This window comes from Staphylococcus sp. McC-251-APC-3A2, assembly GCF_009695665.1.
GTDB lineage: Bacteria > Bacillota > Bacilli > Staphylococcales > Staphylococcaceae > Staphylococcus > Staphylococcus cohnii.
This window is the reverse complement of the sequence record NZ_VUNO01000004.1, coordinates 64,622-88,253: the sequence shown is the minus strand read 5'-3', so window position 1 is coordinate 88,253 and position 23,632 is coordinate 64,622. Positions and strand designations below refer to the sequence as shown.

20 protein-coding genes and 1 other annotated feature are annotated in these 23,632 nt (G+C 34.6%); of the genes, 9 read left to right on the top strand and 11 right to left on the bottom strand.

Annotated features, from left to right (window positions below):
- Window positions 1–21: 21 nt before the first annotated feature.
- Complete coding sequence (locus FYJ81_RS09490; RefSeq protein ID WP_107384156.1) at window positions 22–855, bottom strand: ParB/RepB/Spo0J family partition protein; 834 nt, start codon at window positions 853–855, stop codon at window positions 22–24.
- A 172-nt stretch (window positions 856–1,027) separates the two neighbouring features.
- Window positions 1,028–1,401: a binding site (T-box leader), on the top strand.
- A 65-nt stretch (window positions 1,402–1,466) separates the two neighbouring features.
- Here FYJ81_RS09490 and FYJ81_RS09485 point away from each other — a divergent pair.
- The 6 genes from FYJ81_RS09485 (at window position 1,467) to FYJ81_RS09460 (ending at window position 10,898) form a co-directional block, all read left to right on the top strand.
- Window positions 1,467–2,570, top strand: a complete 1,104-nt coding sequence (locus tag FYJ81_RS09485; protein ID WP_107523521.1) for a PLP-dependent transferase — start codon at window positions 1,467–1,469, stop codon at window positions 2,568–2,570.
- A complete protein-coding gene (gene metC, locus FYJ81_RS09480; protein WP_107384158.1) occupies window positions 2,567–3,742 on the top strand; it encodes a cystathionine beta-lyase MetC in 1,176 nt (391 codons plus the stop codon). Before FYJ81_RS09485 ends, metC begins: the two co-directional genes overlap by 4 nt.
- Window positions 3,696–5,537 carry a bifunctional homocysteine S-methyltransferase/methylenetetrahydrofolate reductase gene (locus FYJ81_RS09475; protein WP_107504865.1) on the top strand — a complete coding sequence of 614 codons (1,842 nt, stop codon included), beginning with the start codon at window positions 3,696–3,698 and terminating at the stop codon, window positions 5,535–5,537. The genes metC and FYJ81_RS09475 overlap by 47 nt, the downstream gene beginning before the upstream one ends.
- Window positions 5,531–7,777, top strand: a complete 2,247-nt coding sequence (gene metE, locus FYJ81_RS09470) for a 5-methyltetrahydropteroyltriglutamate--homocysteine S-methyltransferase (protein WP_192943004.1) — start codon at window positions 5,531–5,533, stop codon at window positions 7,775–7,777. Before FYJ81_RS09475 ends, metE begins: the two co-directional genes overlap by 7 nt.
- Window positions 7,778–7,801: 24 nt before the next feature.
- Window positions 7,802–8,542, top strand: a complete 741-nt coding sequence (locus FYJ81_RS09465) for a cyclase family protein (protein ID WP_107386463.1) — start codon at window positions 7,802–7,804, stop codon at window positions 8,540–8,542.
- A 454-nt stretch (window positions 8,543–8,996) separates the two neighbouring features.
- Window positions 8,997–10,898 carry a diflavin oxidoreductase gene (locus FYJ81_RS09460; RefSeq protein ID WP_107504863.1) on the top strand — a complete coding sequence of 634 codons (1,902 nt, stop codon included), beginning with the start codon at window positions 8,997–8,999 and terminating at the stop codon, window positions 10,896–10,898.
- A gap of 331 nt (window positions 10,899–11,229) precedes the next feature.
- On the opposite strand, the gene FYJ81_RS13015 is transcribed toward FYJ81_RS09460, so the two are convergent.
- Window positions 11,230–11,391: a hypothetical protein gene (locus tag FYJ81_RS13015; RefSeq protein ID WP_181187411.1), complete on the bottom strand. Its 162-nt coding sequence runs from the start codon at window positions 11,389–11,391 to the stop codon at window positions 11,230–11,232.
- 324 nt (window positions 11,392–11,715) lie between these two features.
- On the opposite strand from FYJ81_RS13015, the gene FYJ81_RS09455 reads away from it, so the two are divergent.
- Genes FYJ81_RS09455 through FYJ81_RS09445 form a run of 3 tightly spaced genes read left to right on the top strand, consistent with a single transcriptional unit; the run spans window position 11,716 to window position 13,080 of the window.
- Window positions 11,716–12,156, top strand: a complete 441-nt coding sequence (locus tag FYJ81_RS09455) for a LytTR family DNA-binding domain-containing protein (protein ID WP_107504862.1) — start codon at window positions 11,716–11,718, stop codon at window positions 12,154–12,156.
- Entirely contained in the window at window positions 12,153–12,623 is a 471-nt protein-coding gene (locus tag FYJ81_RS09450) for a DUF3021 domain-containing protein (protein WP_107523293.1), read from the top strand. The genes FYJ81_RS09455 and FYJ81_RS09450 overlap by 4 nt, the downstream gene beginning before the upstream one ends.
- Window positions 12,616–13,080, top strand: coding sequence for a DUF4188 domain-containing protein (locus tag FYJ81_RS09445; RefSeq protein WP_107384165.1), 465 nt, complete (start codon window positions 12,616–12,618; stop codon window positions 13,078–13,080). The genes FYJ81_RS09450 and FYJ81_RS09445 overlap by 8 nt, the downstream gene beginning before the upstream one ends.
- Before the next feature lie 195 nt (window positions 13,081–13,275).
- Here FYJ81_RS09445 and FYJ81_RS09440 read toward each other — a convergent pair whose 3' ends face one another.
- The 9 genes from FYJ81_RS09440 to FYJ81_RS09400 form a co-directional block, all read right to left on the bottom strand.
- Window positions 13,276–14,460, bottom strand: a complete 1,185-nt coding sequence (locus FYJ81_RS09440) for a thiolase family protein (RefSeq protein ID WP_107384166.1) — start codon at window positions 14,458–14,460, stop codon at window positions 13,276–13,278.
- A gap of 34 nt (window positions 14,461–14,494) precedes the next feature.
- A complete protein-coding gene (gene fadB / locus FYJ81_RS09435; RefSeq protein WP_107504859.1) occupies window positions 14,495–16,750 on the bottom strand; it encodes a 3-hydroxyacyl-CoA dehydrogenase/crotonase FadB in 2,256 nt (751 codons plus the stop codon).
- 44 nt (window positions 16,751–16,794) lie between these two features.
- Complete coding sequence (gene fadE, locus FYJ81_RS09430) at window positions 16,795–18,003, bottom strand: acyl-CoA dehydrogenase FadE (RefSeq protein WP_019469790.1); 1,209 nt, start codon at window positions 18,001–18,003, stop codon at window positions 16,795–16,797.
- 72 nt (window positions 18,004–18,075) lie between these two features.
- Window positions 18,076–19,602, bottom strand: a complete 1,527-nt coding sequence (gene fadD, locus FYJ81_RS09425) for a long-chain-fatty-acid--CoA ligase FadD (RefSeq protein WP_107523295.1) — start codon at window positions 19,600–19,602, stop codon at window positions 18,076–18,078.
- Window positions 19,603–19,620: 18 nt separating this feature from the next.
- Complete coding sequence (gene fadX, locus FYJ81_RS09420; RefSeq protein WP_107523296.1) at window positions 19,621–21,195, bottom strand: fatty acid degradation protein FadX; 1,575 nt, start codon at window positions 21,193–21,195, stop codon at window positions 19,621–19,623.
- Window positions 21,196–21,550: 355 nt separating this feature from the next.
- A complete protein-coding gene (locus FYJ81_RS09415; RefSeq protein ID WP_107386048.1) occupies window positions 21,551–21,898 on the bottom strand; it encodes a MerR family transcriptional regulator in 348 nt (115 codons plus the stop codon).
- A gap of 46 nt (window positions 21,899–21,944) precedes the next feature.
- Entirely contained in the window at window positions 21,945–22,265 is a 321-nt protein-coding gene (locus tag FYJ81_RS09410; protein ID WP_107384172.1) for a hypothetical protein, read from the bottom strand.
- 33 nt (window positions 22,266–22,298) lie between these two features.
- Window positions 22,299–23,057 carry an SDR family oxidoreductase gene (locus tag FYJ81_RS09405; RefSeq protein ID WP_107386049.1) on the bottom strand — a complete coding sequence of 253 codons (759 nt, stop codon included), beginning with the start codon at window positions 23,055–23,057 and terminating at the stop codon, window positions 22,299–22,301.
- A gap of 193 nt (window positions 23,058–23,250) precedes the next feature.
- Entirely contained in the window at window positions 23,251–23,631 is a 381-nt protein-coding gene (locus FYJ81_RS09400) for a DUF3021 domain-containing protein (protein ID WP_107523297.1), read from the bottom strand.
- Between the last annotated feature and the right edge of the window lies 1 nt (window position 23,632).

Sequence of the window (23,632 nt, the reverse complement as noted above, 5' to 3'; positions counted from 1 at the left end):
TTAACAGATAAAAATTCTATTTTAATTATATTTCTCATTCAATTGGTGTATCAACCTTCTGAACTCCGTTTCGGATTTAAATTCAAAGGTGATATAACCTTTTTTATTTTTGTTAGAAATCGTCACAGCTGAACCATATTGTTCTTTTAGTTGTCGCTCTTGCTGTTGAATAAACTTTGGTTTTTTAGTTGCTTGTTGTTTCTCTATAATCTTTTTTTTATCTTCATTGTTTTCATTTACATACTGTTCTAATGTACGTACACTCCAAGACTCCTGGAAGGCTTGCTCAGCAATGCTTTTCATCTTTTGTTTATCTTTTATCCCTAATAATGTACGTCCATGTGCACCTGATAATTTATTATCTTTAACCATTTGAGTAATTTCCTTAGGCAATTGTAGTAAACGCAACATGTTGGCAATATAAGGTCTAGATTTACTTAATCGCTGTGCAACTTCTTGTTGAGTCAGCTCTAAATCATCCATTAGCTTACGATAACTTTCTGCTTCTTCAATCGCATTTAAATCTTCGCGCTGCAAATTTTCAATCACAGCGAGTTCCATCATGTCTTCATCAGATAGCACTTTTACAATAGCTGGTATTGTCGTTGATCCTGCTAGTTTTGAAGCTCGATAACGTCGCTCTCCAACTACAATGTTATAACCAGATATTGTTTTTCGTAACACGATAGGCTGTAAAATACCATGAAGTTTTATCGACTCAGCTAAATCTTCTAAACGTTCTTGATCAAATGTTTTTCTAGGTTGATAAGGATTAGGTTTAATGCTGTTAATAGCAATTTCTTTTACGTGCGCATTGTTATCTACTTTGAGTCGTTCATCTATAGAATCATTCATTTTTTACACCTACTTTCTTAAATAAAATAATTTTTTTAGTTAAACATAGTATATCATCACAGTAACAATGAAAAATATTATTTTAAATTATCGGTTAAATCAAAATTTTCAGATAAGTTATTGACAAAAGTTATTTTAATGTGTAATCTAAGTGATAACAAATTCGAAATAGCAACACACAGTAATAAGGAAAGTAGAACTTACACTGCTGACACAGAGAGTCTTCACCTGCTGAAAGAAGACACAGAAAGAAAGTTTGAAAATGGCCTTTGAGTGTTGATGCCAATATGAGGTGTCAACGGGATCGCCCGTTATAGCGATACAGTATTAACATTTTGTTTAATGGCGTACTGGATTATTCCAAGCGTTGCATATGTCGTTAATACTCATTTCACTTTCAGTGGCAGTGAGTTTTTTATTTGGACATATTACGGTAGCGCAAGTTCAGTACAAGTAATTAATGCAATTTGGCGTACTGGATAAGGTTACTTTAGTGATAAAGTAATGAACAAAGGTGGTACCGCGAGCTAAGCTTTCGTCCTTTACATCCGATTGAGTCGGGTTTAAAGGACGGAAGCTTTTTTTATTTTTTAAAGGAGGTTATCTGTATTATGAAAAATACTGAGTTATCACAAATTGCACTGACACAAGATGCAACAGGAGCGATTGCAAATCCAATCTATTTATCAACAGCATATCAGCATCCTCATTTAGGATCATCAACTGGTTTTGATTATACAAGAACTAAAAATCCTACCCGTTCAGCTTTTGAAGAATCATTTGCTAAGTTAGAACGTGGTACTGCTTCATTTGCAACTGCAAGTGGCATGGCAGCCATACAATTAATATGTAATTTATTTAAAGCTGGCGATGAAATACTCGTTTCATTCGACCTTTATGGTGGCACATTTAGACTATTTGATTTTTATGAGCAACAATACGGTGTACATTTCAAATATGTAGATTTCTTAAACTATGAAACAGTCAAGGAAAACATTACAGAAAATACCAAAGCACTATTTATAGAAACGATTTCAAACCCACAAATGCAAGAAGTAGATGTTGATCCATATTATATTTTAAGTAAAAAACATCACTTATTGACGATTATAGACAACACTTTTTTAACACCATATCTCTCAACACCACTTGAAGATGGTGCAGATATTGTACTACATTCTGCTACGAAATATATAGGTGGTCATAATGATGTACTTGCTGGTGTAGTGACAGTTAAAGACGAAAATTTGGCTGAAAAATTAGGTGAATTTCATAACATGATTGGTGCAACTTTATCACCTTTTGACAGCTACTTACTACAACGTGGTTTAAAGACATTGCACTTAAGAATGGATCGTTCAGAATATAATGCTCAATTATTAGCCAAACGATGTTATAACTTAAAAGGCATTGACCAAGTCTTATATTGTGGTCGAACAGGAATGATGAGTCTACGTTTAAATAAAAATTATAAAGCTGATAAATTTTTAGAAAACTTAAAAGTATGTATTTTTGCAGAAAGTTTAGGCGGAACAGAGACATTTATAACATTTCCATATACACAAACACACGTTGATATGCCAGATGAAGAAAAAGAAAAACGAGGCATTGATGAACATTTACTAAGATTATCCATCGGTGTTGAAGATTACGAAGATATTGAACAAGACATTATACAAGCATTAGAAAAATCTAAAGAAAGCGTGATTATATGAGTTTATCAAAAGAAACAGAAGTGATATTTGACGCACAAAGAGGTGTTGAATACGATTCAGCTAACCCACCATTATATGCTTCTTCGACATTTCATCAAAAAGTTTTAGGTGGCGATGCTAAATATGATTATGCGCGAAGTGGCAACCCTAATCGTGCTTTGTTAGAAGAAAAATTAGCAGCACTTGAAGGCGGCGATTACGCATTTGCTTACGCATCAGGTATTGCAGCTATTTCAGCTGTACTGCTTACATTAAATGCAGGTGATCATGTCATTCTACCCGATGATGTCTATGGTGGTACTTTCAGATTAACAGAACAAATCTTAACACGTTTTAATATTCAGTTTACGACGGTAGACACAACGCAATTACAAGAAATCGAGGAAGCCATTCAATCAAATACAAAACTAGTTTATATTGAAACACCATCTAATCCATTATTTAAAATCACTGATATTAAAGGCGTCTCTCGTATTACACAACAACACGAACTATTACTCGCTGTTGATAATACATTTATGACGCCACTTGGTCAGTCACCTTTAGCTTTAGGTGCAGATATCGTCGTACATAGCGCTACAAAATTCTTGGGTGGCCATAGTGATATTATTGCTGGCGCTGCTATCACAAACAATAAAGCAGTAGCAGACGCACTTTATCTATTACAAAACGGTACTGGAACTGCACTATCTGCACATGATTGCTGGACGTTAGCACAACATTTAAAAACATTGTCTGTACGTTTCAATCAATCTGTGGAAAATGCACAGAAAGTTTATGATTTCTTATCGCAGCGTGAAGAAATTGCAGAAGTTTATTACCCGGGAAATGACAAGTTACACTTGTCTCAAGCAAAACATGGTGGTGCTGTTTTAGGTTTAAGACTTAAAGATGAATCGAAGGCACAAGCCTTTGTAGATGCACTCACACTGCCACTTGTTTCTGTAAGTTTGGGTGGTGTCGAGACTATTTTATCTCACCCTGCTACTATGTCTCATGCTGCTGTACCAAAAGAAGTTCGTGAAGCACGCAATATAACGTTTGGATTATTCAGATTAAGTGTGGGCTTAGAAAATGCTGACGAATTAATTGCTGATTTAAACTACGCACTGAAGGAGGCTTTCAATGAGTCAACTCATCAACAAACTGAAACAGAACATTTTAGTCGCTGATGGTGCAATGGGGACCATTCTATATTCTGATGGTTTAGATACTTGTCCAGAAGCATATAATTTAACCCATCCTGACAAAATAGAACGGATACACCGCTCCTACATTGAATCTGGTGCTGATATTATTCAGACCAATACTTATGGTGCAAACTTTGAAAAATTAAAAGTATTTGGTTTAGAACACAAAGTTAAAGAAATACACAAAGCCGCAGTACAAATAGCCAAAAAAGCAGCTAATGACGAAACATTTATACTAGGTACTGTGGGTGGATTTAGAGGTGTGAAACAGGAAGATTTAGGTTTAGAAGCCATTCAATATCATACCGAAATCCAAGTAGATACTTTAGTTGAAGAAGGTGTCGATGGTTTACTTTTTGAAACCTATTATGATTTAGAAGAGCTTACTAATATTATTAAAGCTACAAAACGAAAACATCATATTCCTATCATTGCTCAATTAACTGCTTTAAACACAAATTATTTAAGAGATGGTACAGAAATTAATACAGCTTTACAACGGGTTGTTGACAGTGGCGCTGATATCGTTGGACTCAATTGTCACCATGGTCCTCATCACATGCAGCAATCTTTTTCACATATTGAATTACCTGACAATGCGTATTTATCTTGCTATCCCAATGCAAGTTTATTAGATATTGAAAATAGTCGATTTAAATATAGTGACAATGCCGAATACTTTGGTAAAGTGGCGGAACAATTAATTAAAGAAGGCGTTAGGATTATCGGGGGATGTTGCGGGACTACACCAGAACATATTCAATACATTAAGTCCTCAGTAGCCAATCTCAAACCGGTATCCAGTAAAAATGTAATTCCTATAAAAAAATACAATAGCCCTTCATATGCCAATACACAGCAACAAAATTTAACAACTAAAGTTAAAGCACAACCTACAATTATAGTAGAATTAGACACGCCAAAGCACTTAGATACAGAAACATTTTTCAGAAATATCAAAAAACTCGACGATGCTCAAATTGATGCGGTGACCTTAGCAGATAACTCCTTAGCCACTGTGCGTATCAGTAATGTTGCAGCAGCGAGTATTATCAAACAACAATATAATATTGAACCGCTCGTTCACATTACTTGCCGCGACCGTAATCTCATTGGATTGCAATCACATTTATTAGGCTTATCCTTACTAAATGTGAATGAAATATTAGCCATTACAGGAGATCCATCAAAAATTGGTCACTTGCCAGGAGCAACGAATGTTTACGATGTGAATTCCAAAGGTTTAACAGAAATTGCATTACGCTTTAACGAAGGTATTAACACTGATGGTGATGCGCTGAAGACGAAAACAAATTTCAACATCGCAGGTGCTTTTGATCCGAATGTTCGTAAACTCGAAGGTTCAGTCAAACGTGCTGAGAAAAAAATAGAAAGTGGCACGCACTACTTTATAACACAGCCAGTTTATAGCACCGAAAAAATCGAAGAAATATATGAAGCAACCAAACATTTGGACGTACCATTCTTTATTGGCATTATGCCAGTCACCAGCTATAATAATGCACTATTTTTACACAACGAAGTGCCTGGTATTAAACTGTCCGAAGACATTTTAGAACAATTTGAAGCTGTTAAAGATGATAAAGAAAAAACGAAAGCATTAAGCCTTAAACTTTCTAAGGAACTTATAGATACCGTCCATAAATATTTTAACGGTTTATATTTAATTACACCGTTCCAGAAAGTAGATTACACTTTAGCACTTGCATCATATTCACAATCAATTACTTCAAGTAAACAGGAGGCAATATTATGACAATTCAAACATCAAATTTAGGTTTCCCAAGATTAGGTAGAAAAAGAGAGTGGAAAAAAGCAATAGAAAGTTACTGGGCTAATAAAATAGATGCCCCTACATTAAATCAACAATTAACAGACTTGCATAAAGAGAATTTATTGCTACAAAAGAATTATAATTTAACAAGTGTCCCTGTCGGAGATTTCTCTCTTTATGATCATATTCTTGATACATCTTTATTATTCAACATTATTCCAGAACGTTTCCAAGGCAGAGCATTAGACAATGATTTATTATTCGGCATTGCCAGAGGTAATAAAGAACATGTTGCAAGTGCATTGATCAAATGGTTCAACACAAATTATCATTATATTGTACCTGAATGGGACAACGTAGAGCCAAAATTGAATGACAACGTATTATTAGAGCGTTTCAAATATGCACAATCTATTAACGTGAATGCACACCCAGTGATCGTGGGCCCAATAACATTCGTAAAACTTTCTAAGGGAGGTTCACAATCATTTGAAGAAAAAGTAAATACATTACTGCCTTTATATAAAGAAGTTTTACAGTCTTTAGTAGATGCAGGAGCGGAATACATTCAAATCGATGAACCTGTACTTGTGGAAGATGATAGTGCATCATTTGAAGATATTACACGTACTGCTTATAACTATTTTGACGAAGCAGGCGTAAGTAATCACCTTGTGATTCAAACTTATTTTGAACGTGTAAATTTAAAATTCCTAAACAGCTTACCTGTAAAAGGATTAGGTTTAGATTTTGTACATGATAATGGCTATAACTTAAAACAAATTAAAGATGGAGACTTAGACAAAAACAAATCACTTTATGCAGGTATTATAGATGGTCGTAATGTGTGGGCAGCAGATATTGAAGCTAAAAAATCATTGATCGACACATTACAAAATGCTACAAATAACCTTGTCATTCAACCATCTTCTTCTCTATTACATGTGCCAGTATCATTAGACGATGAAACATTAGATGAATCTATCGCAGAGGGCTTGAGTTTTGCCACTGAAAAATTAGATGAATTAGATGCATTAAGACGATTATTTAATGACAATGACAGCCAAAAATTTGATGAATTAAAAGCACGTTATGAACGCTTCCAAAATCAATCATTCAAAAATCTAGAGTATGATTTCGACAGTGTACGCACTACACGTCAGTCACCATTTAAAGTGCGTAAAAAAGCACAAGATGCACGTCTTAACTTACCTGATTTACCAACGACAACGATTGGATCATTCCCGCAATCGCAAGAAGTAAGAAAATTCCGTGCAGATTGGAAAAATAATCGAATTACAGATGAAGATTATAAAACATTCTTAAAAAATGAAATTGCGCGCTGGATTAAAATCCAAGAAGATATCGGCTTAGATGTCTTAGTACACGGTGAATTTGAGCGAAATGACATGGTAGAATTCTTCGGCGAAAAATTACAAGGCTTCTTAGTGACGAAGTATGGATGGGTGCAATCATACGGTTCGCGTGCGGTAAAACCACCAATCATTTATGGTGATGTAAAATGGACAGAGCCTTTAACAGTAAAAGAGACACTTTATGCACAAAGTTTAACGGATAGACCAGTAAAAGGTATGCTTACAGGACCAGTGACTATCTTGAATTGGTCATTTGAACGTGTAGACTTACCGCGTGAAACTGTACAGGATCAAATTGCATTAGCGATTAATGAAGAAGTTTTAGCTTTAGAAAAAGCTGGTATCCAAATTATTCAAGTTGATGAACCTGCATTGAGAGAAGGTTTACCATTACGTTCAGAATATCATGAAGATTATCTTAATAAAGCTGTGCATTCATTTAAATTAGCTACATCATCTGTTGCCGATGAAACGCAAATTCATACACATATGTGCTATTCTCAATTTGGACAAATCATTCATGCTATCTATGATTTAGATGCAGATGTTATTTCAATAGAGACATCTCGTAGCCATGGAGACTTAATTAAAGATTTTGAAGATATTACTTATGACTTAGGTATCGGATTAGGGGTATATGATATCCATAGTCCACGTATCCCTACTGAATCTGAAATTACAGAAGCGATTAACCGCGCTTTACAAGAAATTGACCGTTCTTTATTCTGGGTTAATCCAGACTGTGGTTTGAAAACACGTAAAGAGGACGAAGTAAGAGAAGCATTGACTGTGCTTGTGAATTCAGTAGACAAATTACGTAAATCAACAAATCCAGCAACAGTTTAATCATTAATGACGAAGGTGATATCAATGAATTATCCACTATGGGAGCAGTTAGAACAATTAAAAACTTCAACATGGGTAGATTTAACCCATACATTTGATGAAACCATTCCATGTTTTAGTGAATTTGAACGCGCAAAAGTCTCTACACTATTTAATGTTGCTGACGATGGCTTCTATGTCCAAAATTGGAATATTGTGACTCAGTATGGGACACACATAGATGCGCCGATACATTTTGTCGAAAAAACACGCTATCTTCATGAGATTGATTTAAAAGAACTCGTATTACCACTAGTTGTTTTAGATTTTTCACAAGAAGTAGCAGCTGATGCTGACTTTATTTTAACGCGTGAGCATATTAAGCAATGGGAAGCTGAACATGGTTCAATCGAACCTGGCACTTTTGTTGCCTTTCGTAGCGATTGGTCCAAACGATGGCCAGATATTGAACGCTTTGAAAATAAAGATGCAGAAGGACAACTTCACTTACCTGGTTGGGGCTTGGATGCCTTACAATATTTACTAGAAGATAGACAAGTCAAATCTATCGGCCATGAAACATTCGATACAGATGCTTCCATAGATGTTGCCAAAAATGGTGATATTGTCGGTGAGCGTTACGTATTAGGTCAAGATACTTTCCAACTTGAGTTACTAACGAATTTGGATCAACTGCCTACACGAGGTGCCATTATTTATGCTATTAGTCCAAAACCAAACAAAGCACCTGGATTTCCAGTACGTGCCTTTGCTATCAAACCATAAACATGATGCGAAACCGTCCATTTCGCCTCTATAATATAAAACTTATAAAACCTAGCCATTATAATATATAAGAAATTGAGCACTTCTTATATTGATATTTCTCTTTTATAAATAATAAATAAATTCTAAAGTATGATCATGTTGATACGTAACTATTTGAAATGATACTACACAGATCATTATCATTTGCTGTTTATAGAAGCCAACATATTAAATCATATTACCAACTTAATTGGGGCGGGAATTTGATATCAAATACCATATTTGATTTCTATCCCGTCCCACTTTTATTGAATAAATACATAGGTCATAAGTTGGATTTTTGACAGATGATAATCTCTATCATTTAAAAAATTAAAATCAATGTTATACTTCAATTAAATTCTATTATATAAATAGCGTGTTATTGTTCATGCTTTACTATAAATTTTTAATACAATACGAGGTGACCTTTTTGGAATTAAATAGAACAAATTCCCCTTTTGATGAAAATCAATTGGAACTTATACAACAACTCATGCCAACACTGTCATCAAATCAACAGTCTTGGTTAAGCGGCTATTTGCTTAATGCTTCTACAGATGAAGGTGACCCATTACAATATACTGATCATCCTGAACCATCTGAGCACTCAAACGCAACAGCTGAATCAACATCATCCATTCACACAACTACTGCTGAAGCACCAACAGAAGATACGTCACATTCGACAATATCTACAGATGAACCCATCGAAGTTAACATTTTATTTGGTACAGAAACAGGCAATGCTGAAGAAATTGCTGATGAATTTGAAACGAAATTAAAAGAACACGATTTTACAGTTCACACGTGGGAAATGGATGACTTTCCTCAAGAGGACTTATCGAAAGTTAACCATGTGTTTATCATTACCTCAACGCATGGCGTGGGTGAACCTCCGATTAATGCGTTAGATTTTTATGACTACCTGCATAGCGATGAGGCACCAGATTTAAGTCATTTAAACTTCTCAGTACTCGCGTTAGGTGATCAAGATTACCCTGATTTCTGCCAAGCAGGTAAAGATTTCGACAAAATCTTAGGTGATTTAGGCGGTCATCGTTTAGCTGATCGTGTTGAATGTGACTTTGATTTTGAAGAAGTATCTGAGCAATGGATTATTGACATGCTTGAACTTTTGTCTCAAATGTCTCCCGGTACTCAAAACAATGAACCCAAAGATGAAGATGTTGTTGTCGAAGAACCACAAGCAGCTTATTCAAAAACACATCCATTTTATGCTGAAATCATCAAAAATAGTGTGTTAACTGAACCAACTGCTACCCGTGAAGTCAGACATCTTGAATTATCTTTAGAGGGATATGGCGAAGCCTATGAACCTGGAGACAGTTTAGTAATTATCCCTAAAAACAATCCAGAACTTGTAGCAGAAGTGATCAATACATTGAGTTGGGATAGCACAACAACCATAGATATAGACAATAGTGGCAATAGTGCTACTATACAAGATGCACTTACGAATGAGTTTGAAATTGCTAAATTAACACCATCTATATTAAATAATGCAGCTGCATTATTTGGAAATCCTATGCTAAATGCAAATGTACAAAACAAGGAATGGGTGCAAGATTATATTTATGGCAGAGATTTCATAGATTTAATTAAAGATTTTACACCTGTCGCGCTGTCACCTGATATGCTAAAAGACTTATTAAGAAAACTGCCACCTAGAGAATACTCTATTGCCAGCAGCAATCAAGTAAACCCACATACCGTCCATATAACTGTACGCGTGGTTAAATATGAAGCACATCATCGTGAACGCCATGGCGTATGCTCTGTACAACTTGCAGATCGTACACAATTAGGCGATAAATTACCTGTTTATCTTAAAAAGAATCCAAATTTTAAATTCCCTTATGATGAGCAAACACCAGTCATTATGATTGGAGCAGGTACTGGCATTGCGCCTTACAGAGCATATCTCCAACAAAGAGAACATTTAGGACTTAAAGGAAACCAATGGCTCATATTTGGAAATCAAAATGTCGATGCAGATTTCCTATATCGTAATGATTTAGAATTATGGCTAGATCAAGGCGTGCTTAGCAAACTAGATTTAGCATTTTCAAGAGATACAGAAAATAAAATCTATGTTCAACACCGAATTGAAGAAAATGGGGCAGATTTTTATCAATGGCTAACAAATGGTGCAACCATTTATCTTTGTGGTGACAAAGAAGAGATGGCAAAAGGTGTACACCAATCCTTTGTCAATGTACTCATTCAGCACGGTAACTTTAATCAAGCACAAGCAGAAGACTATTTAACAGAACTAATTAAAAATCAAAGATATCAACGTGATGTTTATTGATAGTTGCGCCAGACACTACGCTATCATCCCATCGCTTTTAATCCTACAACCACCTCAGCGATTACTTTAAAGTCAATCGTACAGAAAGTAGACAAACCCTTCGCATTAATTTGCGAAGGGTTTGTTTATTTTCTATTTATATCGTTTTTTCAAATAGAACTTTCCCCCTTGAACTAATCTTTATTCGTTAATTTCATTATTTAATGCTTCTTGAAAATGGAGTGTGTCCTTCTCAGCTAATTCAGTAGTATACTTATTCTTATTTGCATTTGCTTTAATATGCATAGAATCAATAAATAAAGATGAGTGATCTATTAAATTGTTTTGATAGCTATTTCTTATATTTTCTCAAATATTTGTCTTCGACAAGTTCATATACAAAATTTAAATCTAATATCTCATCGACTTTACGTAATAAATGACTATTAGCGACTAAGTTAAAGATAGAAATCATTTCATATTGATCTCTTTTATCAATTGATTTATTCAACATAATAAACACCATCACTGCTTAATTTACATATATTATCATATTGGCAGTCATTTATGCCGACTCCTGCGGGATAGCACTAGCCGAAGACTACAGGCTAAGGCAGTGCCCGCGGAAAGCGTGTATAAAAAACTGCCAACAAAGTCGGAGACTTTGTCGACAGTCTTAGCAATTACTTTACAGTTAATCGTATTGAGGTGGTTTTTTTAATGCTAAATATACCGTTAAGTATGCCATTTAGCATATGATTACGACCACTTATCCATTTAGTATGGTAACCCAGACATATATTTGTTTTACTTATCATAAGAAGGAGGCGAACTGAGCATGGATGTGAAAGTAATATATAATCAAAATTTAGACAACAATCAAATCATCATTGAAGTAAATGAGCACACTGAACACGTAAATGACATCGTTAACTATATTAATAAATTATCTAAAACTAAATTATTTCCCGGAAAATATAAAGGAGAAACACACTTTATAAAACAAGAAGACATTATTTCATTTCGCATAGAAAATAAAATCTTAACTATGATTACTACAGATAAACAATTCACCATGAATCAACGACTATACGAAATCAAATCTCAACTCAACACCTATTTTTTACAAATTTCTAAATCTGAAATAATCAATATTAATTATATTGATTATTTGAAACTCAATAAAAATGGCACAATTGAAGTTCGTTTTACTAATAGTGATTTCACTTATTCATCAAGAAGGTACTTACCATTAATCAAGGAGGCATTAAAATTATGAAACGTTTATTACACGGCGCAATCACAGGTATTGCTATTGGAGTTATAATTTCGTTATTGTTTTCAACTATTTTTTCACATAGCTCATTTCATCCAGTTTCTCCTGTCTCAACAATGGGTCATTTATACTTTCAATATTTAAGTGAATTACAAACGATGTTTATCGCAGTTACCATCTGGGCATTAATTGGTATTACATTCAGTTTTGGGGAGCTCATATTTTCAAATTCTAGAAAATCTTTATTATTTAAAACTTCACTTCATTTCACCTTAATGTTCGTCATCATGCTACCTTTAGCAATACTAGCGGGCTGGTTTCCACTTAAAGTTTCAGCTTTATTATCTTTTGTCGTCATCTATACCATTGTCTATTTTATCATTTGGTCAATAGAAACGAAGCGTAACCAACAAGATATCAATGAGATTAACGCTATGCTTTCAAAAAGGAAGGATGAAAAACATGAATAAAGGTAGATACACTGTAATACCCAATTCATCGGTCACAGTTTTTCTAATAGGGCTTCGTATAAACAAATGGCATAAAATTCATAAATGGTTACCTGTACTCTTATCTATGCCACCTATGCTCAGAGAATTATCAAAAGACCAAACGCTGGGTTGTTTATCTTTTGAAATGCTATTTAAATATCGTGGTGTGATGATTGTTCAATATTGGGAATCTAATGAAAAATTACTTTCTTATTCAAAAATGCCTGTACATTTAAAAGCGTGGCGGCGATTTATGAAAGAACTTAAGCATAATGATGCTGTAGGTTTTTATCATGAGACTTATAATGTCGATGCGAACCAATATGAAAATATTTATATAAATATGCCAGATTTTGGTTTAGGAAAAGCGCGTAAAAATGAAAAAGTAACCAAAGCTACACACACTGCTAAACAACGCTTACGTACACAAACCTAACCTACCAATACTTATCATGTCTTATCGCTATAGATATGATAAGAATATGCTAAAATAATTTTTTGGCATAGAAATGCTCCCTCCAAGTTTCATTTTTTAAATGTCACTTTGAAGGGAGCATATTAATTGTCCTAGACGCATTCCTAACAAAATATTAATATTTCAGAGTTTTATTACTACTTAATCTTTAAATTATTACCTTACATATTCAAAGATACCTGCAGCACCCATACCAACACCGATACACATTGTAACCATACCATATTGTGTATCTGGGCGTTTTTTCATTTCTGAAAGTAATCTGCCGACTAACATCGCACCCGTAGCACCCAATGGATGACCTAAGGCAATTGCACCGCCATTAACATTTGTCTTTTGAGTATCTAAACCTGTCTCTCTCATTGAAGCGATTGTTTGAGATGCAAAAGCTTCATTCAACTCTACTAAATCAATATCATCTACATTCAAGTTTGCTTGTTTTAACACTTCAGGAATTGCATAGGCAGGCCCAATACCCATCAATTTAGGATCTACCCCAACTGCTTTAAAGCCTACGAATCTTGCAATCGGTTCTACGCCTAATTCCTTCACCTTTTCTCCTGACATAACGACTACAAAGCCTGAGCCGTCAGTCAAGGGTGCCGAGGAGCCTGCAGTCACTGTGCCATCTGCCTTAAAAACAGTGGGTAATTTAGATAATGCTTCTTGATTCGTATCTGGTCTAATCAATTCATCATCTTTAAATACTTCCTGCGATACGACTGGGCCATTTTCATTATAATCTACTTTATTCACTTCAATCGGAATAATTTCATCTTCAAATTTACCTTCTGCTTGTGCTTTAGCAGCACGAGCATGACTTTGTACTGCATAGGCATCTTGATCTTCTCTAGAAACCTTATAAGTTTCAGCAACCATTTCAGCAGTTAAACCCATCGGATAAGAAACACCAGAATCTTCGTCTTGCAGAATTGGGTTATTGGTCGGTTCATTGCCTCCCATCGGTACTGCACTCATTAGTTCAATACCTCCGGCAACAAGAATGTCCGCTTGGTCCGCTTTAATTTGATTTGCTGCATGTGCAATCGTTTGTAACCCTGAAGAACAATAACGATTGACTGTTTGACCTGGTACTTCATTAGGCATTCCTGCTAATAAAGCAATCGTTCTAGCAATATTTTGCCCTTGCAAGCCTTCTGGAAATGAATTCCCAACAATGACATCTTCAACCATATTAGGTTCAAACGAACCTCCAACTCTTTCTAAAACACCTTTCAATACTTTTGCAGCAACTTCATCAGGTCTTTCATGAGTCATTGCACCATTTTTTGCCTTACCAGCTGCTGAACGTCCATAAGCTACTATATATGCATCTCGCATTTAGTTTCACCCTTTCTTCTATAATGTTCGATTATTAGTTGCGTAGTGGTTTTCCTTTTTCTAACATATGAGAAATTCTATCGTATGTTTTTTTATTTTGAAGTAATTCTAAGAATCTTTCTTTTTCAAGTTTTTGTAAATATCTTTGATTTACATAGGTGTTACGTGGAACATCTCCACCACTCAGTACTTCTGCAACCTTCAATGTTATTTCATAATCGTAATCACTAATAAAGTGACCTACACGCTGTGCATCTAATTGACCTTCTGCTAAGGCTTTAAAGTCTCGGCCTAAAGCGATGTATTGAGATTTTGGAAGTGGTACATAATTTGCTTCGGATTCATAGCGCGCACGTTTCAATGCAATTTCAATACGTCTTTCGGTATTTAAAATAACCGTATCTGTTTCTTTTAAATAGCCATATCTCTTAGCTTCATAAGCATTTGTAGACACTTTAGCAAAACCAATCTGCATTAAAATTTTAGTAATAGACGCTTGTTTATCATCATTTTTATGATTTGTACGCATAATGCGATCCGTGAGTTCTGCGAGTCCGCCACCTGCTGGCAATAAACCTACACCTGTTTCTACAAGACCAATGTAAGACTCACTTGCCGCTACAACAATTGGTGAATGTAGTACGAGTTCGCAACCACCGCCTAATGCACGTCCTTGAACAGCTGTTACAACAGGTTTCAATGCATGTTTCAGTCTCGCAAATACATGATGTAATTGTTCGACCGCTTCACCTACTTCAGAAACTACTTTTCCGTCTTCATGTGCTTTCTTCATTTGATATAAATTAGCACCTACACTAAAGTTGTTACCGCCTGCGTAAATCACCATGCTCGTAAAGTCTTCATTTTCAAGCTTATCAATAGCTTCTAATAAGTCAGATAAAAAGCTATTTGAAATGACATTATTTTTACTTTGTAATTTTAATAATAGTTGATCTTTATTTGCTATAGATAAATTAGAATCCGATCTATCCCACAACTCTGAATCGATATAAGCTGTTACTGGTGTTACGCGTTCAATAGATTCACCTTCAGCATAAAATGCTTCGTTGCGTTGCTCAATCCAATCTGGTAATTGACCTAATTCTTCTTTCATACGAGATTTAACACGTTCATATCCCATTAAATCCCATAATTGGAATGGTCCTAATTTCCAGTTAAAGCCCCAAACTAATGCGCGATCAATATCTTTAAAATCTTCCGCAGCTTTTGGTACATTCACTGCTGAATAGTAGAAATTATTTCGCAATGTTTCCCATAAGAATACGCCCGCATCATCTTGCGCATTAAAGATAACATCTAAATTTGAGGCAAGATCTTTACTAAAGCGACCTAAAATTTCTAATTGTGGGTGTTTAGGTTCAACATAGTCATTTTGCTTATCATCATATACATAACGCTGTTTATTTACTTTTTTATAAAAACCTTGTTTTGTTTTATTACCTAATGCACCATTTTTTGCTAATTTTTCAGAAAGTGCTACATCCTTGAAGAATGGTTGCTCTTCTGGAATTTTTTGTAATCCTTTGATCACAGCCATAGCAATATCTAATCCTACTAAATCAGATAACCCATATGTGCCCATTTTAGGTCGACCAATACTGCGACCTGTTAATGCGTCAACTTCAGTAATAGAGAAACCTTGTTGTTCTGCTCGATACATAATATCATTCATTGTTTGTGTGCCGACTCTATTGGCAACAAATCCAGGTACATCGTTTGCTACAATTACACCTTTACCTAATACATCTTCTGCAAAAGCTTGTACCCGTTCGACAACCTCTGAATGCGTTTGTTTATTTGGGATAACTTCCACTAATTTCATTATTCTTGGTGGATTGAAGAAGTGCATACCGAAAAATCTTTCTTTATCACTATCGTCAAATACCTCTGCAATTGCTTCAATTGGAATACCTGAAGTATTTGTTGCAAACACTGCATCGTCATTTGCTACTTTTTTAACTTGATCCCAAATTTGATGCTTTATGTCCACTTCTTCTTTCACTGCCTCAATATATATATCTGCATCATCATCTTGTAAATCTTCATTGAAATTACCATATGATAAGTTTGAGGCAAATGATAAATCAAACAGTTGTGGACGTTTAGGATTTGTTATTACTTCATAAGCCTTTTTCGAGATTTTGTTTGGATCATTTTCATCAATGACAATATCCAATAATTTAACTTTTAAGCCTGCATTTACAAGTAGTGCAGCAATTTGACTACCCATTGTTCCTGCACCTAGCACTGTTGCTTTTCTTATCGTCATACTAAACCCTCCAATTTTTTCATTAACCATTTAAGCATAAATTTTTATATAAATGCGGAATCTCCTGTAATTGCTCTGCCGATAACCAGTGCGTTGACTTCGTGCGTACCTTCATATGTGTATATCGCTTCTGCATCCGCAAAGAAACGAGCAATATCATACTCTCCAGCTAAGATACCGTTACCACCATGAACACCACGACCCATAGCTACAGTCTCTCTTAATCTTAATGAATTCATCATTTTAGCTGTTGAAGTCGCTACTTCATCGTATTCACCGTTAGCCTGCATACGTGCGAGCTGTGCGCATGTAGCCATGGCTTGTGCTAAGTTTCCTTGCATCATTGCCAATTTTTCTTGAATGAGTTGGAATTTACTAATTTCTTTACCAAATTGTTTACGTTTTGTTACGTAATCTGTCGTTGCTTTCAATGCACCGGCCATTGCACCTGTTGCCATATATGCAACACCTGCACGTGTTGAATATAAAACTTTCGCTATATCTTTAAAACTATTGATATTTTGTAAGCGTTGTTCCTCTTTGACAACGACATTCTTCAAACGAATTTTTGCATTAGGTACGATTCTTAGTGCAATTTTATGTTCTAACAGTTCAATTTCTACACCTTCTTGGCTTGGTTCAATAATGAAACCTTTAGGTTTTCCTGTTTCAACATCTACGGCATAAACTGGCATAACATCTGATACATTTGCTCCACCAATCCATTTCTTTTCACCATTAATAATCCATTCATCGCCTTGACGTTTTGCAGTTGTTTCTAATCCACCTGCGACATCAGAGCCATGTTCTGGTTCCGTTAGTGCAAAGCAAGTACGTAATTCATGCGATTGTAACTTTGGTAGGTAATATGCCTGTTGCTCTTTACTACCGCCAAACCAGAATGAATTATGTCCTAATCCTTGATGCACACCTAGCAACGTTGCTAAAGATACATCAAATCTTGCAATCGTATATGACATGAAAAATTGGAACATTTGACTCGGTGTACGAGCGCCTTCACGTCCTTCAAAAAGCAATGGATTATTAAAATAGTTAAGTTTACCTAACTCGTCAAAATAATCTTCTGGCTCAGTGGCATTTAACCAATGTTCATTGACAGAATCACGATACTTTTCTTCTAACATGTCATTCAATTGTTTTAATAATTTAACTTCACCTTCTGTTAAATCTTTTCCAATACTTAAAATATCTTCTGGGTACAATGCTTTTAATGTTTCTTCTTTTGTTGGCATAATAAAAACCTCCATTTTTTGATAGCGCTTACATTTATAGTAAAAAAATTTTGTGCTTTTCAGCATTTTACTTTAATTCAAATCGTCAACATCTTTTGCTTCTTGTTGGGCTTTCTCATTCATGTATTTCTGAAGTTCTAATTTGTCTGCTTTTGACGTTGAATTCAATGGCATGTGTGTCAATTTCAGATATAATCTCGGTATTTTATAACCAGCTATATTTTCACGCATATGCGCATCTAATTTTGCTTCAAAATCCGGGTCATCTTCGGTAAGTACAACTGCTGCAGCAACTGATTCACCATATTTAGGACTGTCATATCCAACGACAACACCTTGAGCTACGAGTGGGTGTTCTGCTAATACCGTTTCTACTTCGGAAGGTAAGACATTTTCACCACCAGTAATAATCATTTCTTTACGACGATCAACAATATAGACATCACCATCTTCGTCTACTTTTGCTAAATCACCTGTTAAGAAATATTCGCCATGAAATGTTTTTGCAGTTTCTTCCGGTTTGTTCCAATAACCAGGTGTTATATTATTACCACGAACGCCAAGTTCACCAATTTCACCAACTTCTACTTCTTCAAAATTATCATCAAATATACATATATCCATAAACATGACCGGCTTACCAATACTGCCTGGTTTCTGTGCACCATTCTCAGGTGTATTAACCATGACTAGCGGTGCTTCAGTTAAACCATAACCGTTAATAATTGAATAGCCTAAGCTATTAAATTTCTTTTGTACCATTGGTAAAGGTGATGAACCACCTTGAATTAAGAAATCGATACTTTCAAAGTTTTTTAGATCGAAATTTTCAGCTACTAACATGGCGTAATACATCGTTGGAATCTGAATTAAATAATTAGGTTGGTACTGAGCCATTAAATCATTTAACGCTTCGCCATTAAAGTAACGCTGTAATATCAGTGTGCCGCCAGCCATTAATAGAGGCAGTGTCAAATCGTTAAATCCTAAGACATGAAACATTGGTGTGGAAACAATTGTTGTATATGTCGAATTAATTTTATAAGTCAGTGCTATATTAATTGGATTATTTACAAAAGAATCGTATGAAAACATAACGCCTTTAGGTAGCCCTGTCGTACCACTTGTATACATTAATGACGCTAAATCGCTTCCTTCCACACTAACAGTATTGAATGGACGGTGTTGCGAAGGATCTACTATTTCATCGTATGCTTTTGAGTCAATATCCATGTGTAGCAAATCATCTGCAATACCTTCTAAACTTGAAACATGCTTCTCAGCATAAAAAATGAGTTTGACCTTGGAATCTTCAATCACACTTTTTATTTCCTGTGTTTTCAAACGCCAGTTAATTGGCAAGTATACAGCACCCAATTTAAATGAAGCGAACATCAAATCTAATAATGCTACATCATTAGGAGTGAATATACCGACGACATCACCACGTTTTACACCTTGATCTTGTAAATAATTAGCTAAATTTTCTGCACGAATATTCAAATCTTGATAGGTCCATTCTGTGCCTTTGAATGGGTCAATCACTGCGGCTTTTTCATCGTCAAATGTCGCTCTCGTTTTAATCCAGTCGTAGTTCATATTTTTCTCCCCCTTAGTTTAAATACGATAATCCGACTTTATTGCATCAGACAATCCTCCCCACTTATCTTGATAGATATCGCTATTCATTTCATTCAAATGTGTTGCAATGAGCGGCTTGAATTCCATATTTGCTAGAACATCCCGCTCTAAATCAAGACCTGGAGCTATTTCAATGAGTTTTAATCCTTGTTGTGTAAGTTCAAATACAGCCCTTTCGGTGACAAAGTACACCTCTTGATCAAGCAAAAACGCATTTTCAACATTGAAATCGATATTATCAATTTCATTGATAAATTTTGGTATATGACCTTCTTGTTCTACATTTACCTTGCGCTGTTCATAACTTAGTTGACCCCCGACAACTAACGAACCGGAAAAGACAATTGTTTTTACCGTTTGACTTATGTCGATAAATCCACCACAGCCATTCATTTTATTGCCAAATTTTGAGACATTTACATTACCTTTGGAATCTACTTGAGCAAAACTTAGAAATGCTATATCAACACCTCCGTTATAAATGAAATCCCAAGTCATATCGTGTCTCATACGTGCACTTAAGTTATAGTTCATACCAAAATATTTTCCGCTGCTAATCAAACCACCAAACACGCCTGTATCTATATTGGGCTGTACTAAATTATTAACGCCTTCTTCAGTTAAAAGATTGGATAACTCATTATTTATGCCAAAACCAATACTGATGACATCACCTTGAAGTAAAAATTGAGCAGCACGTCTCAAAATTACTTTTCGAGTGTTCAATGCTATATATGGTTCTCGCATCTCTGTAATTTGATAATGTCCTGAAAGTGCCGGATCATAATACGTTTGAATCACTTGTCTATGATATTTTGGATCACGGTTCACCACAATATAATCTACTAATTTACCAGGTATAAACACTTCATTTGGATTGAAACGACCACTTTGAATCACTTCTTTAACTTGAACAATGACTTTACCCTTATTTTTATGCGTAGCTGCTGCTAAACTAAAACCTTCTCCTAAATGTGTCTCATGCTGCATGTAAATATTGCCCTCTTCATCAGCATATGTACCTCTTAGTAAAGCTATATCAATATCTGGAAAACGGTAGTTCAAATAAGTGTCATCATTTATATTTATTAAAGAAACTAAATCATCAGTCGTACATGAATTGACTTTGCCACCTGAATAACGTGGATCCACGTTTGTATTTAATCCAATTTTAGTAATCGGACCTGGAAAAGCTTCCGTACTTCCACGATAATGTGTGGTTATTACACCTTGAGGCAGGAAGTAAGCCTCTATTTCATTGTTTTGCATTGCTTGAATCGTTAATGGTGAACCAGTAATAATACTCGTGATTAATCGTTTGACCATACCCCTTGAAACAAATGAATCTAAATCATAACTGTCTCCTCTATAATCACTAATATCATTTGCAAGCATGAACGTTAAATTATTAAGTGATTGATCTTCATCATATTGTTCGACTAACGTTTTAAGTATCTCAGCTGGTAAATTTGCTGTAGATAAGGCTGCCAGAGCTATAACATCACCTTCATTTACGATGTCTTTCAAATCTGAAAATGGAATAATTTTCATACAGTTTCTCCTATCTATGTTTAATCCAACTATTAAAGTTTTGAGTTATAAATATCTCCTTTCTTTATGTATGTAAGCCCTTACATGTAATATACCATTATTTTTGAAATTTATGCAAAAATTTTAAATTTTACGTTTATAGTGAATTGTGAAAATACGCACAACATCCGCTGTGACAGTTTTAGAAGTGGGTTAAGAAAAATATGAAAATAGTTGAACGAGGGGTATATAAATCAAATAGTTTATCAAAAAAGTAAATATGTCTTAAGATGATAAAAAAGAATCTGGGACAACATTGATTCGTCCCAGATTCTTTTTTATCGTATAGATTTTCTCTCTTGTACTGTACTTTTATCTATTCATTCTCCAACAATTTAAATTTTTTTTCTAGAGTTTGAAGTCCTTGATCTATAATCTTTTTTTGTTCAATTAAATTTTTTTGATGTTCCAAAAATATATTTTTTCGCTTCGTTTTTGTGTCACTTCCTTGATGATATAACTCCGCAATTTCTTTTAACGTTGATATGGGCATATGTGTCTGACGCATACATTTTATAAATTCAATCCAATATAAATCTTCTTCTGAAAAATCTCTATAACCATTCTTATTTCTCTGAACAAATGGAAAAAGTCCTGCTTTATCATAATATCGAATGGTATGTTCACTGATGCCTAAGTTATCGGCAACTTGTTTTACTTGCATAATTTACCTCCTAAAAAAAGGTGACTTTATAAAGTCACCTTTTTGTCTATTTCATAAGTTGAACCAGTAAATCTTCATAGTCATTATCAATGATAGCTTCAAATCCAAATGTCGATGTCATATCGTTCTTTAATGACTCCACACTATTATAACCAATGTGTTCAGGATCATCTATATTTAAACCAATGCCTTTAATATCATTATGGAATAAATTATTTTGATGCGATAGCTCAATAATCTCTTCAGCTAATGATTTAACGTAATTATGACTTGGCACAGATACACTTTTTTCATCTATTACCTTTGTTTCTGTAATAATTTTGATATCTGTTTCTTTCCCTTTAAATATTGCTAAAAAGTAATTCATATCAAAATGACCTCCTCATGATTAATAAGTAAACTAGCGTGTCGTATAACCGCCGTTAGCAAATAATGTTTGTCCGTTGATCCACCATCCATCTAAAGTTAAGAAAATAATAATTGGCGCGATGTCTTCTATTTTTGTAAGTTGGTTATGAAGCGCTTGAGATTTATGGAATGCTACAGCATCTTCGCTTTCTTGTGGGTAGAAGAATGGCGTATCCATTGGTCCAGGAGCGACCGCGTTTACTGAAATGCCTCTATCCATAAACTCTGATGATGCTGCACGTGTATAATGCTCAACAGGCGATTTGCCTCCAGCATAAGTTGAATAAAAGCCTGTGTATGCAGCAAGCAATGCAGTGGCTAAAGTGATGATTTTACCATTATCATTCATAGATTTTTCAGCATATTTAATAAAGAAATAAGCTGATTTCGCGTTGATGTCTGCCATACTATCAAATTCTTCTTCAGTCGTTTCTGAAATAGGTTTTTTAAGCACTTTACCAACAGTATTTATTGCAATATCAACTTTTCCAAATGTCTCTTCAGCATGTTGAAATAAAGCTTGGACATTATTAACGTTTGTCAAATCACCAGAAAATAATGTACCTTCTCCGCCTAAGTTTTCAACTTTTGTAAGTGTCGCTTTTGCATCATCTAAAGATTTTTCATCATGGTGATGGATTACTAATTTGGCTCCTTCTTTAGCGTAAGTAGTACTTAATAAACCACCAAGGTTCTTAGCACCACCAGCAATAACTACAACTTTGTCCTGTAGACTATTAAATTTACCCATATTATATAACCTCCTTTAAATATATTCCAACCATAAACCTTAGAGTGCGATATCAAGCAAGAGATTATTGAAAAATACTAATTATTTTTATGGTATCTTTGTATCATTCGGATGTGCTGTACTGTAAGCGAAAATGATTATATTGCTATTTTCTTTTGAATTTTACACCCATGCTTTTGTGCCAAATTCTATTTTAGTTTTTTAGTTTAGCGTTAACTTTTTTACTGTGTTTTATATTATTAATAAAAAATATAAACCATAATATTAGAAAAATAATCACAAATATAGTAATTGATGAAACTACTGTGGAAACCTCCATTGGTAACCAATGATTAAGATAAGCTACAGCAATAAATGAAATAACACTACCACTTAAATGAATGAATAATTGCAGTAATAAAGGTATATTATCTACTACATAAATACTAGATAATAAACCACAAACGGCTCCAAAGAAATATATTCCTATTACATCACCAAAACCAATGCTCATATGATTAGCTGCGAGAAATATAATCGTAATGCTACTGCTAAATCCAACACCTTGTAACATTTCTTTTAAGATTCTTTTCATT

What these genes read in the sequence shown, in the direction of transcription:
- metC (WP_107384158.1), top strand. Translation starts at nt 2,567, where the DNA reads ATGAGTTTATCAAAAGAAACAGAAGTGATATTTGACGCACAAAGAGGT.
- FYJ81_RS09415 (WP_107386048.1), bottom strand. Translation starts at nt 21,898, where the DNA reads ATGCAAGTAAAACAAGTTGCCGATAACTTAGGCATCAGTGAACATACC.
- FYJ81_RS09485 (WP_107523521.1), top strand. Translation starts at nt 1,467, where the DNA reads ATGAAAAATACTGAGTTATCACAAATTGCACTGACACAAGATGCAACA.
- FYJ81_RS09490 (WP_107384156.1), bottom strand. Translation starts at nt 855, where the DNA reads ATGAATGATTCTATAGATGAACGACTCAAAGTAGATAACAATGCGCAC.
- fadX (WP_107523296.1), bottom strand. Translation starts at nt 21,195, where the DNA reads ATGAAAATTATTCCATTTTCAGATTTGAAAGACATCGTAAATGAAGGT.
- fadB (WP_107504859.1), bottom strand. Translation starts at nt 16,750, where the DNA reads ATGACGATAAGAAAAGCAACAGTGCTAGGTGCAGGAACAATGGGTAGT.
- FYJ81_RS13015 (WP_181187411.1), bottom strand. Translation starts at nt 11,391, where the DNA reads ATGTTGAATAAATCAATTGATAAAAGAGATCAATATGAAATGATTTCT.
- fadD (WP_107523295.1), bottom strand. Translation starts at nt 19,602, where the DNA reads ATGAACTACGACTGGATTAAAACGAGAGCGACATTTGACGATGAAAAA.
- FYJ81_RS09465 (WP_107386463.1), top strand. Translation starts at nt 7,802, where the DNA reads ATGAATTATCCACTATGGGAGCAGTTAGAACAATTAAAAACTTCAACA.
- FYJ81_RS09445 (WP_107384165.1), top strand. Translation starts at nt 12,616, where the DNA reads ATGAATAAAGGTAGATACACTGTAATACCCAATTCATCGGTCACAGTT.
- FYJ81_RS09440 (WP_107384166.1), bottom strand. Translation starts at nt 14,460, where the DNA reads ATGCGAGATGCATATATAGTAGCTTATGGACGTTCAGCAGCTGGTAAG.
- FYJ81_RS09410 (WP_107384172.1), bottom strand. Translation starts at nt 22,265, where the DNA reads ATGAATTACTTTTTAGCAATATTTAAAGGGAAAGAAACAGATATCAAA.
- FYJ81_RS09455 (WP_107504862.1), top strand. Translation starts at nt 11,716, where the DNA reads ATGGATGTGAAAGTAATATATAATCAAAATTTAGACAACAATCAAATC.
- FYJ81_RS09405 (WP_107386049.1), bottom strand. Translation starts at nt 23,057, where the DNA reads ATGGGTAAATTTAATAGTCTACAGGACAAAGTTGTAGTTATTGCTGGT.
- FYJ81_RS09475 (WP_107504865.1), top strand. Translation starts at nt 3,696, where the DNA reads ATGAGTCAACTCATCAACAAACTGAAACAGAACATTTTAGTCGCTGAT.
- FYJ81_RS09450 (WP_107523293.1), top strand. Translation starts at nt 12,153, where the DNA reads ATGAAACGTTTATTACACGGCGCAATCACAGGTATTGCTATTGGAGTT.
- fadE (WP_019469790.1), bottom strand. Translation starts at nt 18,003, where the DNA reads ATGCCAACAAAAGAAGAAACATTAAAAGCATTGTACCCAGAAGATATT.
- FYJ81_RS09400 (WP_107523297.1), bottom strand. Translation starts at nt 23,631, where the DNA reads ATGAAAAGAATCTTAAAAGAAATGTTACAAGGTGTTGGATTTAGCAGT.